This is a genomic window from Candidatus Accumulibacter sp. ACC012, from assembly GCF_907163155.1.
Taxonomy (GTDB): domain Bacteria; phylum Pseudomonadota; class Gammaproteobacteria; order Burkholderiales; family Rhodocyclaceae; genus Accumulibacter; species Accumulibacter delftensis.
Genome location: NZ_CAJQUC010000003.1, coordinates 514,243 through 529,721, shown reverse-complemented (window position 1 = coordinate 529,721; position 15,479 = coordinate 514,243). Strand labels below are relative to the sequence as shown.

14 protein-coding genes and 1 pseudogene are annotated in these 15,479 nt (G+C 62.1%); 11 read left to right on the top strand and 4 right to left on the bottom strand.

Going from position 1 to position 15,479, the window contains the following annotated elements:
• Window positions 1–215: 215 nt before the first annotated feature.
• From QZ648_RS05665 to ftsB, 7 genes are all read left to right on the top strand, one after another.
• Window positions 216–1,358: an ABC transporter substrate-binding protein gene (locus QZ648_RS05665; RefSeq protein ID WP_169068148.1), complete on the top strand. Its 1,143-nt coding sequence runs from the start codon at window positions 216–218 to the stop codon at window positions 1,356–1,358.
• Window positions 1,359–1,381: 23 nt separating this feature from the next.
• On the top strand, window positions 1,382–1,924 hold the full coding sequence (locus tag QZ648_RS05660; RefSeq protein ID WP_169068147.1) for a hydrolase: 543 nt from the start codon (window positions 1,382–1,384) through the stop codon (window positions 1,922–1,924).
• A 127-nt stretch (window positions 1,925–2,051) separates the two neighbouring features.
• On the top strand, window positions 2,052–3,695 hold the full coding sequence (locus QZ648_RS05655) for a CTP synthase (RefSeq protein WP_169068146.1): 1,644 nt from the start codon (window positions 2,052–2,054) through the stop codon (window positions 3,693–3,695).
• Entirely contained in the window at window positions 3,692–4,528 is an 837-nt protein-coding gene (gene kdsA, locus QZ648_RS05650) for a 3-deoxy-8-phosphooctulonate synthase (protein ID WP_169068145.1), read from the top strand. Before QZ648_RS05655 ends, kdsA begins: the two co-directional genes overlap by 4 nt.
• Window positions 4,528–4,821 carry a DUF1330 domain-containing protein gene (locus QZ648_RS05645; RefSeq protein WP_169068144.1) on the top strand — a complete coding sequence of 98 codons (294 nt, stop codon included), beginning with the start codon at window positions 4,528–4,530 and terminating at the stop codon, window positions 4,819–4,821. Before kdsA ends, QZ648_RS05645 begins: the two co-directional genes overlap by 1 nt.
• A 25-nt stretch (window positions 4,822–4,846) precedes the next feature.
• Complete coding sequence (eno, locus tag QZ648_RS05640; protein ID WP_169068143.1) at window positions 4,847–6,130, top strand: phosphopyruvate hydratase; 1,284 nt, start codon at window positions 4,847–4,849, stop codon at window positions 6,128–6,130.
• Window positions 6,131–6,158: 28 nt separating this feature from the next.
• Window positions 6,159–6,515 carry a cell division protein FtsB gene (gene ftsB, locus QZ648_RS05635; protein ID WP_291996367.1) on the top strand — a complete coding sequence of 119 codons (357 nt, stop codon included), beginning with the start codon at window positions 6,159–6,161 and terminating at the stop codon, window positions 6,513–6,515.
• A gap of 128 nt (window positions 6,516–6,643) precedes the next feature.
• Here the strand turns inward: ftsB and QZ648_RS05630 are convergent, their stop codons facing one another.
• Window positions 6,644–7,342 carry an SIMPL domain-containing protein gene (locus QZ648_RS05630; RefSeq protein ID WP_248595592.1) on the bottom strand — a complete coding sequence of 233 codons (699 nt, stop codon included), beginning with the start codon at window positions 7,340–7,342 and terminating at the stop codon, window positions 6,644–6,646.
• A gap of 300 nt (window positions 7,343–7,642) precedes the next feature.
• On the opposite strand from QZ648_RS05630, the gene QZ648_RS05625 reads away from it, so the two are divergent.
• Together QZ648_RS05625 and QZ648_RS05620 are read left to right on the top strand one after the other, a co-directional pair.
• Complete coding sequence (locus QZ648_RS05625) at window positions 7,643–8,113, top strand: peroxiredoxin (RefSeq protein WP_169068142.1); 471 nt, start codon at window positions 7,643–7,645, stop codon at window positions 8,111–8,113.
• 2 nt (window positions 8,114–8,115) lie between these two features.
• Window positions 8,116–8,616, top strand: a complete 501-nt coding sequence (locus QZ648_RS05620) for a peptidylprolyl isomerase (RefSeq protein WP_169068169.1) — start codon at window positions 8,116–8,118, stop codon at window positions 8,614–8,616.
• A gap of 411 nt (window positions 8,617–9,027) precedes the next feature.
• Here QZ648_RS05620 and QZ648_RS05615 read toward each other — a convergent pair whose 3' ends face one another.
• On the bottom strand, window positions 9,028–10,167 hold the full coding sequence (locus QZ648_RS05615) for an ABC transporter substrate-binding protein (protein WP_291996366.1): 1,140 nt from the start codon (window positions 10,165–10,167) through the stop codon (window positions 9,028–9,030).
• Window positions 10,168–10,339: 172 nt separating this feature from the next.
• Between QZ648_RS05615 and QZ648_RS05610 the strand changes: the two genes are divergently transcribed.
• The gene (locus QZ648_RS05610) at window positions 10,340–11,782 is read left to right on the top strand and encodes an IS1380 family transposase (RefSeq protein WP_169068687.1); all 1,443 of its coding nucleotides are present in this window, start codon (window positions 10,340–10,342) and stop codon (window positions 11,780–11,782) included.
• 192 nt (window positions 11,783–11,974) lie between these two features.
• Window positions 11,975–12,226 (top strand): annotated as a pseudogene (locus tag QZ648_RS05605) (DUF269 domain-containing protein); the annotation flags it as partial.
• Between the two features lie 98 nt (window positions 12,227–12,324).
• Here QZ648_RS05605 and QZ648_RS05600 read toward each other — a convergent pair.
• The gene (locus tag QZ648_RS05600; protein WP_291996365.1) at window positions 12,325–14,475 is read right to left on the bottom strand and encodes a tetratricopeptide repeat protein; all 2,151 of its coding nucleotides are present in this window, start codon (window positions 14,473–14,475) and stop codon (window positions 12,325–12,327) included.
• Window positions 14,472–15,473: a hypothetical protein gene (locus QZ648_RS05595; RefSeq protein WP_291996364.1), complete on the bottom strand. Its 1,002-nt coding sequence runs from the start codon at window positions 15,471–15,473 to the stop codon at window positions 14,472–14,474. Before QZ648_RS05595 ends, QZ648_RS05600 begins: the two co-directional genes overlap by 4 nt.
• Window positions 15,474–15,479 lie beyond the last annotated feature (6 nt).

Here is a 15,479-nt window from a genome sequence, read left to right as displayed (position 1 = left end):
AACTGCTGTTCTTCACTTGCTCCCAACTTCCAGTTTGATGGCCTTGACGCCTGTCTGTCGACCCCATGATCGCCGCGGCGGGCAGAGCATGGCCCTATCGTTCATCGTTCGGCGAGCTCTCGCTCGTCGCTTGCGGCCTTGCCCGGCTTCCTGGATGTCTGCAATGTCGACTTCGTGCTTGGCGCCCAGCGTCGCGCATATTACCATCGCTGGCGATGACTACCTTTCCTTGCCTCTTCGCTGGCGCCGATCACACGCTGCGCCGCCTGGTGCACGTCGCCGCCAGGCTGATGTTTGCCGTTGCCGTTGCCGTTGTCTTGCTGGCCGGGGTGCCGCCAGCGCTGGCGCAGCCGGCGGCTGGCAGGCACGAGCCGCGGCAAGCAGTTTCCGTGCAACTCGGCTGGAAGTATCAGTTCGAGTTCGCGGCCTTTATTGCCGCCCTGGAGAAAGCTTATTACCACGAAGCCGGGCTCGATGTCTCGCTCAGAGAATGGTCGCCTGGCGTCGATGTGGCCCAGGAGGTCGCCGAGGGGCGGGCCGACTTCGGGACGCTTGATTCGACACTGCTCGTCGAACGTGTCAACGGACAGCCGGTAATTGCCGTGGCCGCCTTGCTCCAGCATTCACCGGTCGGCCTGCTGGCCAGCCGGCAGGCAGGAATCGCAGCGGCGGGCGATCTTGCTGGTAAGCGTGTCGGTACCAGTCGCGCCACCGAGAACGAGATCCTGGCTTTTCTCGCGGCGAGCGCGCTGCCGTCGGGAAAGTTCGAGCACCTGCCGGCTATCGGTGACGCGCGCCGGGCGCTTTCGGCAGGGCAGGCAGAAGCGGTCGGTGTCTTCATCGGCGACGCGGCTGTAGGGGAGTTGCTTGCCGGCGGTGATTACCTTTTGCTCCTGCCGCGTAGCGCGGCAATCGACTTCTACGGCATGCTGCTGTTCACCTCGGAGAGTTTTCTGCGAGCGCATCCGGAGACGGTGCGTGCGTTTCGCGCGGCAACCCTCAAGGGCCTGGAGTATGCGTTCGATCACCCCGAGGAACTGGTCGATATGGTCTTCGCCAGATACAACACGCAGAACAAGAGCCGCGAGCAGCTGCTCTTCGAAGCGCGGCAGATTCGGGATCTGGCGCGACCAGCGGGCGTCGCCTCGGGAGCAATGAGTATTGCACGCTGGCAGCATGTCGTCGATGTTTACACCGCGCAGGGCAAGCTCAAGCCTGGTACTGACCTGCTGGGCTTTGTGTACGATCCGGACGCTGGCGGTTTCGGTCCCTTCGTGCCCTGGATGTTGGGCGGTGCCGCACTGGGGTTGCTGCTCGTCGCTTGGGGGGCGCGCAAGTTCCTGGCGTCCAAAGCTTGATCGCCTGTCGTCTGGAGAGGGAAATGTTGATTCATGCCGAACGTTCCACTTTGCTGCTGGTTGATTTGCAGGAGCGCCTTTACCCGGCAATCCACGACGCTGCAGCCGTCCTTGAAGCCAGTTCCTGGCTGACTCGACTGGCGCAGCGTCTGGGCGTCCCGGTGATCTGCACGGAACAGTATCCGAAAGGCCTGGGACCGACCATGCCGTCTTTGCGCGCTCTGCTGCCGGACGCCTGCCGCATCGAGAAGATGCATTTCTCCGCTGTCGCCGAGGGTGCCCTCTTGCGGGCGGTTGGTGGCGATCGCGCGCAATTTGTCGTTGCCGGCACCGAAGCGCATGTCTGCGTCCAGCAGACGGTGCTCGATCTGATCGCCGCCGGCCGCCGTGTCTTCGTCGTCGAGGAGGCGGTCGGGTCGCGGCGAAGTACCGACAAGGCGCTGGCGCTGGCGCGCATGCGTGCGCACGGCGCCGACATCGTGTCGCGTGAAATGGTCGCCTTCGAATGGTTGGGGCAGGCCGGGACTGAAATTTTTCGCGAGGTCAGCCGCGAGTTTATTCGCTGATGCGTGCCGGCGAGGGCCGTTTTGACGGCCCGAAGTGATGCTCGGCCCGGTTCTCAGCCGTCCTCGATGAGGTTTGAGGAGGGCGTGTTTTCCGCTACAATCTGGCTTTCCCGCTGTAGCCCACTCCATGATCAAATACGTATTCGTCACCGGCGGCGTCGTTTCGTCGCTCGGCAAAGGCATCGCGGCCGCATCCCTGGGAGCGATTCTCGAGTCTCGCGGGATCAAGGTCACCAACCTCAAGCTTGACCCCTATATCAATGTCGATCCGGGAACGATGAGTCCGTTCCAGCACGGCGAGGTCTTCGTCACCGAGGACGGTGCCGAAACCGATCTTGACCTCGGCCATTACGAACGCTTCACCGATGCGCGCATGGAGCGGCGCAACAACTTCACCACCGGCCAGATCTACGAATCGGTGATCAAGAAGGAGCGGCGCGGCGAGTATCTCGGCAAGACGGTGCAGGTGATTCCGCACATCACCGACGAAATCAAGGCCCACATCCGGCGCGGCGCCGAAGGTGCCGAATTGGCGATCATCGAGGTCGGTGGCACGGTCGGTGACATCGAGTCATTGCCTTTCCTCGAAGCGATTCGCCAGATGGGTCTGCAGGAAGGGCGCAACAACGCCTGCTACATGCACCTGACGCTGGTTCCCTACATTCCGACGGCGGGTGAGCTGAAAACCAAGCCGACGCAGCACTCGGTCAAGGAGTTGCGCGAAATCGGCATCCAGCCCGACATCCTGCTGTGCCGTACCGATCGGCCGATTCCCGAAGACGACAAGCGGAAAATGGCCTTGTTCTGCAACGTCCAGCGCGAGGCGGTGATCGAGGCGCGAGATGCCGACTCGATCTACAAGATTCCGGCGATGCTGCACGATCAGATGCTCGACGAGATCGTCTGCCACAAGCTCGGGATTCTCGCCAAAGCGGCCGATCTCAGCGTCTGGAAGACCATTGTGCACGCCCTCGAGCACCCGCAGCGGGAACTCAATATCGCTTTCGTCGGCAAGTACGTCGACCTCACCGAATCCTACAAGTCGCTGACCGAAGCCATGGTCCATGCCGGCATCGCCACGCACAGCAAGGTCAAGATCAGCTACATCGATTCCGAGGAAATCGAGCGTCAGGGTTGCGCTGCCTTGCAGGGTATGGATGCGATCCTGGTTCCTGGTGGTTTCGGGCGCCGCGGGACCGAAGGCAAGATTGCTGCCATTCGCCACGCCCGCGAAGGCGGCATCCCGTTTCTCGGCATCTGCCTCGGCATGCAGCTGGCCGTCGTCGAGTTTGCACGCCACGTCGCCGGCATGAACGGCGCGCACAGCAGCGAGTTCGACCAGGATACTGCGTACCCGGTGGTGGCTTTGATCACCGAGTGGCAGGACGCCTCGGGCCGGCTCGAAAAACGCGACGAGAATTCCGACCTGGGTGGCACCATGCGTCTTGGTGGCCAGCTATGCAAGCTCGGCGACGGCACGCTTGCGCGTCTGATTTACGGCCGGGCGGAGATCATTGAACGCCATCGCCATCGCTACGAGGTCAACAACACCTTGCTCGGCAAGCTGGAAGAGAGTGGCCTGGTGGTCTCGGGTCGAGCACCGATCACCGAGCTTTGTGAAATTGTCGAGTTGCCGACCGCTGGCCCGCACGCCCATCCGTGGTTCCTCGGCTGCCAGTTTCACCCGGAATTCACCTCGTCGCCGCGTAAGGGGCACGCCTTGTTCACTTCATTCGTCCTCGCCGCCGCGGCTTACCAGGCCAAGTCATGAAGCTTTGCGGCTTTGAGGCGGGCGTCGACCAGCCCCTGTTTCTGATTGCCGGCCCGTGCACTGCCGAGTCGCTGGCCTTGTGCATCGATATTGCCGGGCAGCTGAAGGAAATCTGTTCGCGTCTCGGCTTACCGTACATTTTCAAGGCCTCCTACGACAAGGCCAACCGCAGCTCGGGTCGGACGGCGCGAGGCCCGGGCGTCGACGCCGGTCTGCAGATACTCTCGGAAGTGCGCCGCCAGATTGGTGTTCCGGTGCTCACCGATGTGCATCGAGAGGAAGACGTCGCCGCTGTTGCCAGCGTGGTTGATGTGCTGCAGACGCCCGCTTTCCTTTGCCGGCAGACCGATTTCATCCAGACCGTCGCCGCCGCCGGCAAGCCGGTAAACATCAAGAAAGGGCAGTTTCTCGCGCCAGCCGACATGCGCAACGTGGTCGCCAAGGCCCGCGATGCTGCGCCTGGCGCCGATACCATCATGGTTTGCGAGCGCGGCGCATCCTTCGGCTACAACAATCTGGTCTCGGATATGCGCAGCCTGGCCATCATGCGCGAGAGCGCTTGCCCGGTCGTCTTCGATGCCACCCATTCCGTGCAGTTGCCGGGTGGCCAGGGGAGCGTCTCTGGTGGTCAGCGCGAGTTCGTTCCGGTGCTGGCGCGGGCGGCGGTGGCGGTGGGGGTTGCCGGGCTGTTCATGGAAACGCATCCCTGTCCCGAAAAGGCATTCTCCGACGGGCCGAACAGTTGGCCGCTGGCGCGCATGGAGAGCCTGCTGACGACGCTGGTGGCGCTCGACCGTTTGGTCAAGGCGGCCGGCTTCGAGGAGTTGCGTTAATGGCAGCCTATCTGCTGGCGGAAGCGAAAGTTACCGATCCGTTGGCCTACGAAAGCTCTCCGTTGGGGCAGGCAGCGATAACACAGTACGGCGGTCGCTATCGCGCTCGCGGTGGTCGTCTCGAGGTTCTTGAAGGCCGCTGGTCGAAACCCGAAAGCTTGCTGATCGTCGAATTCGATTCGCTCGAACAGGCCAGGAAGTTCTATCATTCTCCCGAGTATCAGGTCGCACGCGCCGCACGCAAGAATGTGGCAGAAGTGAACATCCTGCTCGTCGAGGGATTACCAATTTAGTATTTTTGCAAAAAAGGGAAAGATCATGAGCTCTGTCGTTGATGTTGTCGCCCGCGAGGTTCTCGACTCGCGCGGCAACCCTACTGTCGAATGTGATGTCCTTCTCGAATCCGGCGTCATGGGCCGGGCAGCGGTGCCTTCTGGCGCTTCGACCGGGTCGCGTGAAGCCATCGAATTGCGTGACGGCGATGCCGCGCGCTATCTGGGTAAAGGCGTTTTGCAAGCCGTCGAAAACGTGAATACCGAGATTTCAGAGGCCATCATCGGCCTCGACGCCCAGGAACAGGCGTTCATCGATCAGACGCTGATTCATCTCGATGGCACCGACAACAAGGCACGTCTCGGCGCCAACGCCATGCTCGCGGTGTCGATGGCTGTTGCCAAAGCCGCTGCCGAGGAATCGGGCCTGCCGCTCTACCGCTACTTTGGCGGTTCCGGGCCGATGCAGATGCCGGTGCCGATGATGAATATCATCAATGGTGGCGAACACGCCAACAACAGCCTCGATTTCCAGGAATTCATGATTTTGCCGGTCAGCCAGACTTCGTTTCGCGAAGCGCTGCGTTGCGGTGCCGAGGTCTTTCACGCCTTGAAGAAATTGCTGCACAAGAAAGGCTTCTCGACCGCTGTCGGCGACGAAGGTGGCTTTGCTCCCAATCTTGGCAGCCACGCGGAAGCGCTGGAACTGATTGTTACGGCGATCGAGAATGCCGGTTATGCTCCCGGCGCAGACGTCCTGATTGGTCTCGATTGCGCGGCGTCCGAGTTTTACAGGGAGGGGCGCTATCACCTCAAGGGCGAGAACCTGCAGTTGAGCGCGCACGAACTGACCGATTATCTGGCCAATCTCGCCGACCGTTTTCCGATCGTTTCGATTGAGGACGGGATGGCCGAAAACGACTGGGACGGCTGGAAAGTGCTCACCGCTCGGCTTGGCAAGAACGTACAGATCGTTGGCGACGATGTCTTCGTCACCAATACGCGGATTTTCAAGGAAGGCATCAAGCAGGGAATCGGCAACTCGATCCTGATCAAGATCAATCAGATCGGCACCCTCTCCGAGACCTTCGCGGCCATCGAAATGGCCAAGCGTGCTGGCTATACGGCAGTCATTTCACATCGTTCGGGCGAGACCGAGGACAGCACCATTGCCGACATCGCCGTCGGCATGAACGCGCTGCAGATCAAGACCGGTTCGCTGTCACGCTCCGACCGCATCGCCAAGTACAACCAGCTGCTGCGTATCGAGGAGGATCTTGGCGACACGGCGGGTTACCCGGGCCGCGACGCCTTCTACAATCTGTCCTGACCTGCCAGCGCCATAGAAGTCCCGCACCGTGCGTTGGCTTGCTCTTGGGTTAGTGGTCGTCATCGCCTTGCTGCAGGCGCCCCTGTGGATCGGCAAGGGGGGGTGGCTGCGGGTATGGGATGTCGGCCGGCAGTTGCAGCAACAGAAGGAAATCAACCAGAGCCTCGAGATGCGCAACGCCGGCCTCGACGCCGAAGCGCACGACCTGAAGCAGGGTTACGACGCGATCGAAGAGCGTGCCCGCTTCGAACTCGGGATGGTCAAGCAGGACGAAGTTTTCGTGCAGATTCCTGATCGGCCTCGGGCCGCGCCAGCCGTTGCCGCGAAGGCTGGCAAGCTTGCCGTCGCCGCGACGGCTGTTCCGGGAAAACCAGTCAAGCACTAAGTGTCATGACCGTCCCCCTCTTTCCCGGCCCTTCTCGCGCAGGGGGAGAAGGCAGTTTCGTGAGTCGCGTACGCGACTTGCACGGTAAGGGCGGGCGCTGCGCGCTGGCAGTCGCGGCGCCGTTCCGATTATTCTGTGAGCACGATCTGGCCTGAAATTGTCGCCCGGATCTGCGTCTCGCCGGCCTCGATCGGCATCGCTGTGGCATCGGCGGCCATGGCGGCCGCGCGCATCATCGGCGGGCCGGCGGGCCGACCGTTGCTGTTGATCGACAGCAGCTTGATCCGGTAGCTCCTTCCCAAGGCGTCGGCGACTGTTTTGGCGCGCAGTTTGAAGGCCGCGATGGCGTCGATGATGGCCTTGCTTTCGGCCTCTTCCCTGGCTTCCGGGCTTGGCAGCAGCATCAGGTTGGCGACGCCCAGCGAGGTCTGGAGTTTGCCGAGAAGCTCGGACAGGGCAGCGCTGTCGCGCGACTCCAGAGTCAGCTCGGAGCGCATCCGCCAGCCTTCGATCTTGTTGTCTTTGGCATAAATCGGATAGCTGTGGGTGGCGCCGCTTTGCGTGTTGACGTGGGTGTAGGCTTTGGCGGTCTTCAGGGCGTCGCTGATCTGGCTATTGACCCGATTGGCCAGTTCGCTCGCTGTCGCGCCGCTGGCTTCGGCAAAAACCGAGGCGCGCGTCAGATCATTGGCTGCCGGTCGTGCGGCCTCGGCGGAAAGCTCGATGGTGGTGAGCATGGCCTCGTCACTCGTTGCTGCCGTTGCCGGCATGGCGAAGAGCAGGAGCAGCAGGGGGGCGGCGTGCAGCAAAGGTCGCAAGGAAGTCATGGTGTCGCTCTCCGGGTTTGCGGCGCACGAGCTTGGCGGGTATCCTTCAGCTCCGCGCGCCGCTGGGATCGCTTGGATCGCTTGGATCGCTTGGATCGTTTGGATCGTTTGGATCGTTTGGATAGGGGAAGATGTCTGAGGCGTGCCTGGCGGGTATGGAGGCAGTGAGCCTCTTCGTCGAGAGTTCATTGTAGCGCGATCCGGGCACTGCTTTCTTGTGGCCAGTTGCCGGAAGCTTGGTTAGAATCAGCGTCTCTCGTTTGCTCGCATACGGGCGGCAAGGGTCTATGAGGGGTCACCATGCTGAAAGCAGGACAGGCAGCGCCGATGTTCGTCCTTCCCGATGCGGACATGGAGCTTATCGATATTGCCCAGTTTCAGGGCAAGAGTAATGTCATTCTCTTTTTCTACCCGAGAGATGACACGCCGTGCTGCACCTTGCAGGCGACCGATTTCTCGGATCATGAGGATCAGTTCGCGCGTCACGATTGCACGATCATCGGCATTAGCCGTGATGACTGCATCAGGCACGCCGAATTCAGAGACAAACACGGAATTTCGGTCTCTCTCCTTTCCGATAGCGAAGGGGTCGCGTGCAAGCGCTACGGTGTCTGGCAGGCGAAAGAAGTGAATGGTGCCAGGAAGTACGGTATCGTCCGCTCGACTTTCGTCATCGACAAACAAGGCGTTCTTCGTCTCGTGCTTTACGGGGTGACCGCCAAAGGCCACGCGCTCGAAATGTTGCGCGTGGTGAAGGAACTTAATTCATGAACATGCAAGTTGCAAAGAATACCGTGGTCACCCTTGACTACAGCGTCGTCGATTTCGAGGGCGAGTTGGTCGATGCGGGTCAGGAGCCGCTGGTCTATCTGCACGGGGGCTACGACGACATTTTTCCCCTGATCGAAGAAGCGATGCAGGACAAGAAGGTTGGCGAGTCGGTGGTGGTCAAGATGCAGCCGGACGAGGCCTTCGGTGAGTACGACGCGGCGCTCGTTCAGGTCGAGCCGCGCGCGCAGTTTCCGGAGGAGTTGCAGGTTGGCATGCAGTTTGAAGGAGTCCCCGAGGGCGCCGACGACGAGGACGACGACGAGGACGTGCTGATCTATCGGGTGACTGAAATGGCCGACGACAAGGTCGTTCTCGACGGCAACCACCCCTTGGCCGGAATGGCGCTGGTGTTTACCTGTACGGTGACCAATATTCGCCCGGCCACTGCCGAAGAAATCAGCCATGGTCACACCCACGACGGCGACTTCGACGACGACGACTGAGTTGCGCTGGCGGCCGAGCGTCGCCAGCAGTTTCCGCTAGCCGCTCCGTTAGGCGATTGCCGGAAAAGAACGTAGCAGATTGCGCCGGATTTTCGGTCGGCTTCAAGGCGCGACAACAGGCGCATAGTCGAACTATGTAACTGTTGTCGCAACACAGAAGACGGGCGAAAAGACAAGCAGGATGGTATGTTCTTTGACAGAAATCGCCTTAATGTAAAAGTCGCGCATGCGACTCACGAAACTCCCTTCTCCCCTTGCGGGAGAAGGGCTGGGGGAAGAGGGGGGGCGGTCATGGCTTTCATGATCCGGGGTGTCTCGCCATGTCATGACCGTTAGCGGCGTCCTGCGGCGGCTACTCGAAGTCTGGCGCCGTGTCCTTGCGTCGCCGCGCCGCATCCTTGCGTGCCTGCCTTAGTGCAGCAGCTTGCCGGCCTGATTGAGAATGGTGATATCGACGTAGCGCGAGCCGGTATGGCGGTTGGCGGAGAAACTGATGAACACTTCGCCAGCGTCATAGTTTTTCATGGTTTCGAGGGCTTCGCGAACTTTCTGGCGGCTGGGGTTTGGGCCGGCACGGCGCAGGGCTTCGACGAGCACCTTGGCGCCCAGATAGCCTTCGACGAGGGTGTGATTGACGGTCACGTCTTGCGGTTTGAACTTCGCGAAGTTGTTCTGGACCTCCTTGATCAAGGGAATCGTCGGGCTGTCCGGATTCGGGACCACCTGGGTGAGGACCAGTCCGGCGGCCTTGTCGGCGCCGATTCGCTTGACGACCTGTGCGGCGTCGGTGACCGAGAGCGCGACGTACTGCGCGAAGTTGCCGTATTCGCGTGACTGTTTCAGGAACTCGGAACTGGCCGCGGTGTTGGCGATCATGATCACCGCTTGCGGTTTGGCGGCGGCAATCGTTTTCACCGCCGCGCCGACGTCGGTCGTGTTTTTCGCGTACGAGCCGGTGGCCACCAGCGAGCCGCCGGCTTCCTTGATTGCCCGCTCGGCGCTGACCAGCACGTCGCGTCCGAAGGCATCGTCCTGGTAGAGGATGGCGAAGCTGCTGTAGCCGGTGGTGGCGTACTGACCGACGATCTTGTCCACTTCTGCGGCATAGGTGGCGCGGGTCATGAACAGCAGCGGGTCGTTGCGCTGAACCAGCGATGCCGCGCCGCTGCGCACGGCGACCAGCGGAATGCCCGCTTCGCCGAGCACCCCGTTTTCGAGAATGGCTTCGACGTTGCCGGTACCGACGAAACCGAAGAACGCCACTGGACGCTCGTCCTTCAGCATTGCGCGCGCCAGGCGAATGGTGTCCGCGGTCTGGTAGCCGTCGTCTTTGGAGATCAGGCGGATCTGGGCGCCGTGAATTCCTCCGCTCGCGTTTACCGCGTCGAAGTACAACTGGGCGCCGGCACGCATCGACAGCCCGGTCGGCGCCAGCGGGCCGCTGAACGGGGCAACCTGGCCGATGACGATTTCGGCGGCATTGGCGCTGAACGACGCCAGTCCGATGAGGACCGCTGCCCATACGCTGCCCAGAAAAGAGATCAGCTTCATCATCCGCTCCGCTTGAATGTCTGCCCAAGTCTAGGGCCTGGCGGCATGCCTGTCGATGCACTTGTGCGTGCTTTTGCCGAACTCTGCCTAGCCTGGATGTTGCATAAAGAGGGCGAGTAAGCACGTAAACATTTGATACAATTGGAGTTCTATAGAAACCAGTTCGTAAAAAATGCCTACCACTACTCGCCCAGCCTTGGATTTTACCCCGGAACAACTCCACCTCCCGCCCGCTGCGGGCTTCACGGTTCGCGCCGATTTCAGCGCCGGTGAGGTGTCCTCGGACCTGGGCGCCTTGGTGCTGAGCGCCGTCGATCGTCGCATCGGCCTGATCGATCGCCTGACCGGGGCGATTGCCGATTCCCGCGATCCTCGTTACATCACCCACCCGCTGCGCGATTTGCTGACGCAGCGCGTCTTTCAGATTGCCTGCGGCTATGAGGACGGCAACGACGCCAACGCCCTGCGTCATGACCCGCTGTTCAAGCTGGCAGCCGGGCGGGCACCGCTCGATGCCGAGCAGGCGCTGGCCAGCGGTGCCACCTTCTCGCGTCTGGAGGGCGCCGTGCGACGAAGCGACATCTACCGACTGGCGCAGGCTCTGGTCGAGCAATTCATCGCTGGCTACGCCGAAGCGCCGCGCACGATCACGCTGGATCTGGATCACACCGACGATGCCACCTATGGCCAGCAGGCCCTGTCTTTCTACAATCACCACTACGGCCACCACTGTTACCTGCCCTTGTTGGTGTTCGAGGCCCACTCCGGCGCTCTGGTGAGCGCCGTCCTGCGCCCCGGCAAACGCCCGACCGGCGCCGAGAACGCCATGATCATGAAGCGGGTGCTCACCGTGTTGCGGCGCCACTGGCCGCAGACCCATATCCTGCTACGTGGCGACGGCCATTTCTCCAATCCCGAGTTGATGGCGTTGATTCAGGCCGATGGCAATGCAGATTTCATCTTCGGCCTGGCCGGCAACCCGGTCCTCACGCGCCAGGCCGAGGGCTTGATGAAGAACGTGCGCGCACACGCCGCCTTGAATCGGGCGCTGGCCGCCCGGGGCCTGCGCCCGGCCGCCGCGGCGGTGCGCCATTTCGGTGAATTCGACTACCAGGCGCGCTCCTGGCCGCGCGCCTTCCGGGTGGTGCTCAAGGCCGAAGTCCTGACCGGTAGCGCGATCACGCCTGCCAAGGACAATCAGCGCTACGTGGTCACCTCCTTGCGTGGCCCCTCGCCGCGGACGCTTTACCAACAGGACTACTGTGGCCGCGGCCAGGCTGAGAATTTGATCAAGCAAGTGAAAAGCGATCTGAAATCGGATCGGACATCCGCTTCGTCCTTCCTCGCCAACTTCGCTCGCCTGCTGCTGAGCGCCGCGGCCTACGTTCTGCATCAGCAACTGCGCCACCTGGGGCTGCAAGGCACGCCGTTGGCGACGGCACAGCCCAAGACCGTCATCCTCGCGCTGTTCAAGATCGCCGTCCGCGTCAAACAGTACAAGGACCGGGTGCTGCTGCAGCTACCCAGCAGTTGCCCGCTCAAGGGGCTGCTGGCACAGCTCTGCAAGAGGCTTTACCCCGCCAAGCGGATGCGCCCCATGCCGGCTTCGCCATGAACACGCCACGTCTGGCCCACGAGAGGCAGCCACCCACCCTGACCATCAACCACTTCTCACGCTTCTCCCCGCTTGCGGGGTCGGGGGAACTATCGCCTGGAAATCGAAAAATGCGTAGTCAAGCCCCGGGGGAGGCACAGGGCAGCGTTTGTGCAACATCCGGGCTAGTTCTGCCGCACTCTGCCCGGGCCAGCCTTCTACAACGCCATCGCGGTGCTCATCGAGCAGGAACGCAAACTGCTCGCCGTGCCCCTGCTGCACCTCACGCACAAGGGCTTTGGCCGTGCCCTGATTAGCGTCGGCAAGCTGCTCGCCGTCGATCGGACGCTGCGCGACGTGCATCGCTTTGGCTTTCCCAGTCTGTCGAAAATGAAGGATGAAGCCGACAAGATCCTCGCGCTGGCCCTCGAACGCATCGGCCAGTACCCGGCCCTTGCCGGCCTGCAAGAGGAGGGTGGGCAGATGGCAGTGTGGCTACTCAGAAGTAGCAGGTTTGCCAAACCGGCAATAACACTTTTTCGCGCGCTATGACTCCCATTGCTTCACGCAAACAAAGGTGCTGGCAGCGGCTGATAGCGATCCAGTAACTCCGTGAGCCATTCCGCGCCGGCCGATGGGGTGGCTGTAGCGCCGCTCAAGGCCTGCCAGTGCTGGTGCAGGTAAGGCAGCCAGGATGGGGCGTCTTGGCTGAGGGCGCGTTGCTCGCCATCAAGCCAGGTCTGAACGGCGTGCCGGGCGCGCGTGCGCTCGCTTGCGCTCGTCGACTCGGAATGTAGCGTCTGCAAATAACGCCACAGCCGGGACTCCAACGGAAATTCCTGCTGGGTGGCCGCATCGTAACGCTCAAGCACATCGGCATCCCAACGGGAGAGCACCACTGCCTGCCGCAGGGCTTGGGGTAAGAGCAATACCCGATCCACATCAGACGAACTGACGCTCGAATCAATCGTGTCGGACGAGATTGCCCGCGAACGCAACGAGTCCGCAAAGGCACGCCAGGCAGGATCAGTTTCAGGTGGCGTGGCGACAGCTGCGCCAGCGGCCTCTTCGTTTTCCTCTTGAGAAAACCGTTCTCCCGGCATCTGCTGCCTTCGCAACAGCCTGCCAAGGTAGCCTTCAGCGTTCAGATTGCCGGGATAGCGGGTCACGAAACCCTGCAACTGGGCAATGGCCGTCGGCAAATCGTCCGGCCCATTGCGGCGGGCAAGGGCGGTCGCCAGCAAGAGGGCACTAGGTTGATTGCTGGGATCAATCCGCAAGCCCTGCCGGGCGTGCTTCAGGGCCTGCTCCCAGTCCTGCCGGCGGATCGCTAGCTGGGCCAGGGTGGAGTGGGCATGGAGATTGTCTGGATCCGACAGCAGCACTTGCTGCAACAGGCGCTGCGCATGGGACTGGTCGTCGGGGGCTTGAGAGTCGGCCAGCAAACGGGCCAGCTCCACCCGGCAGGGCAACTGTTCGGGAAAACGCCGTGTCATCTCCCACAGCACCCACGCGGCGCGCTGCGGTTGGCCGGCCTGGCGCAAAGCCAGTTGCCACAGCATCCACAGTCGGGGATCTTCAGCGTCCAGGCGCAGGGCCAGGTGAATCCACTGGAACAGGCGGGCCTGGATTTCCGGATCGCGCAGCGTGTACTTGGCGCACAGGGCACGGGCGCAGCAGTCCAGAGTGCGCACGAAATAGTAGGCATCGCCGGTCTTGTGCAAATAGTCCTCGTGGGCGCTGAGCAGGGGATAGATCGCCTTCCAGGCCTGTGCCAGAATGCCGGAGCGGCGTACGGCTTGAACGGCGTCGTTGGTCGCATCAGTTAAGCTAGGCGGCTCGAGCTTGTAGACGGAACTGGACGTGGGAGGGCCATACCGTCGCGTGGCCTGGGCCAGCCCGAGCAAGCTCAGCACCGACGCGGTCTTGTCGTCGCCCAGCGGGGAAAGCAACTCAGTCAGGAAGGCCCGGTAGTTGTCGGCACCCATGCTGAGATTGCGTGCCATGACGGCGCGCAGGCTGCCCGCCAGGTCTTCCAGGGCCGGCATGCCCCAACCCTTGCGGCGTTGGTAGCGGTTGACGAGGGCCTGTACTTGCAGGCGAAGATTGCGGAGGCTGTCATCTTCCGACAGGGGCAGCCGGGCCAAGGCGAGCAGGCCCAAGTTGAGGTAACGCCGGGAGCGCAGGCGCCCGGCCTCGACCACGAAGGTCTGCCAGAAAAACTGAAATCCGTCGTCGTCCTGGTGCGCGGCCAGCACCTGCCAGTAGTCGTATTCCGGGTCGCGGTAAGCCGAGAGGGTGAGCGAGGCGAGGCAATGGAGCCAGTGCGCGCGCTCGGTCAGCAAGGCGGCGCGAGTTCGCGGCAAGGAGAAGTACAACGGCCATTGCAGGGCTTCGCAGACCTGGGCCGTGTAGGCGCCGAGTTTTCTCGTGGGCGGTGGAGCGGCCTGGCGCTGGGCGAGCAGCCAGGCCGACAAACCGGCATCCACCAGGGCCAGCAGGTCGGCGCTGGGATCAGGGTCAGGCGAAGATGAGGCCGGCTCGCCGAGCAGGGCGCGCGATACGAGACGGCTGGTTCTCGGCAACACGGCGAGCAGAAATTCGTGCGGTTCCAGCCGCTCGAAAGGCGCTGCGTCCGCCGCGCCGCGCAGCAGGTCCGCCACGGCCTGCTCGGGTGCCTGGCGCAGTTGCTCTGCCCAGTCTTGCCAACTCACGCCAGCACCTCGCCGTAGCCACCGCAATCGGGCAGACCTTGCAAGCCCCGTACATGGCGGTTGCGCGCATCGAGCACGGCCGTATCGGTCTGGAGCGCATGGGCGCGCGAGATGAAACCCAAGGCCTTGATGTGTTTGGGCAAGTAGTCGATGGGGAAAGTCAGCAATTCCGGCGTAAAGGCGGCGGGAGCCCCGGTGTTCGCCAAATCCAGCGTGTAGCCGTAGCTTTCACCCCCCACGAGCAGAGGTGCCGGGACGAAGGCGGCGGACATTTCCGTATCCAGCACCGTGGGGCGGGAAAAGCTGGCAACAGCCCCCTTCTTGGTGACGGCCAACCGCGCCTGACGCACCTCGTCCAGCGTGTAGCAGAGCAAGGCGACCGGGAGCGGTTTCGCCGGCATGCTGGGCCAATGAGTCAAGCCCAGACGGTCGCGCAGAGTATGGGGCCAGTCGGTCTTGACGAAGGCATTCAGGTCGCCACCGAAGTCGTTAAGGAAGGTGGCAAACATGGGGCGGGCTTGCTCGCGCAGCTCATTCCATTGATCCACGAACTCACTGCGCAAGTTCTCGTCGGCACCGGATAGCTTGTCCTTGCGCAGATCCTTTTGTGAATTGAAAAAGCGCAGCCAAAAGTTCTCGCCGATTGCCGAGCCGAGCAGCGCGCTATTGACCATACGATCCAGGGATTCCAGGCGCAGCAGATACGTGTTATCCAAGTCCTCCTTCAGATGCGCCATGCTGCTGACGGCCATGAAGGACTCCGAAGCCCTTGGGTGATCCTTGGCAACCTGGACGAAGGAACGGAGGTAGCCTTTGTGCTCCCCCTGCCACTCCTTATGGGCGGTCACGTCGCCGGCATAAGCGTTGTATTCGTCCGCGCGCTCAATGGAAACCGCCTGTTCCCAGCGGAAATTGGCTGCTGCACAGCGAGCTGTAGTGCCCTCCAGGGTTGCTGCAGCGTCTGAAGCAAGACTGTGTAAAGGTGCGCTAAGATTCATAAGCGT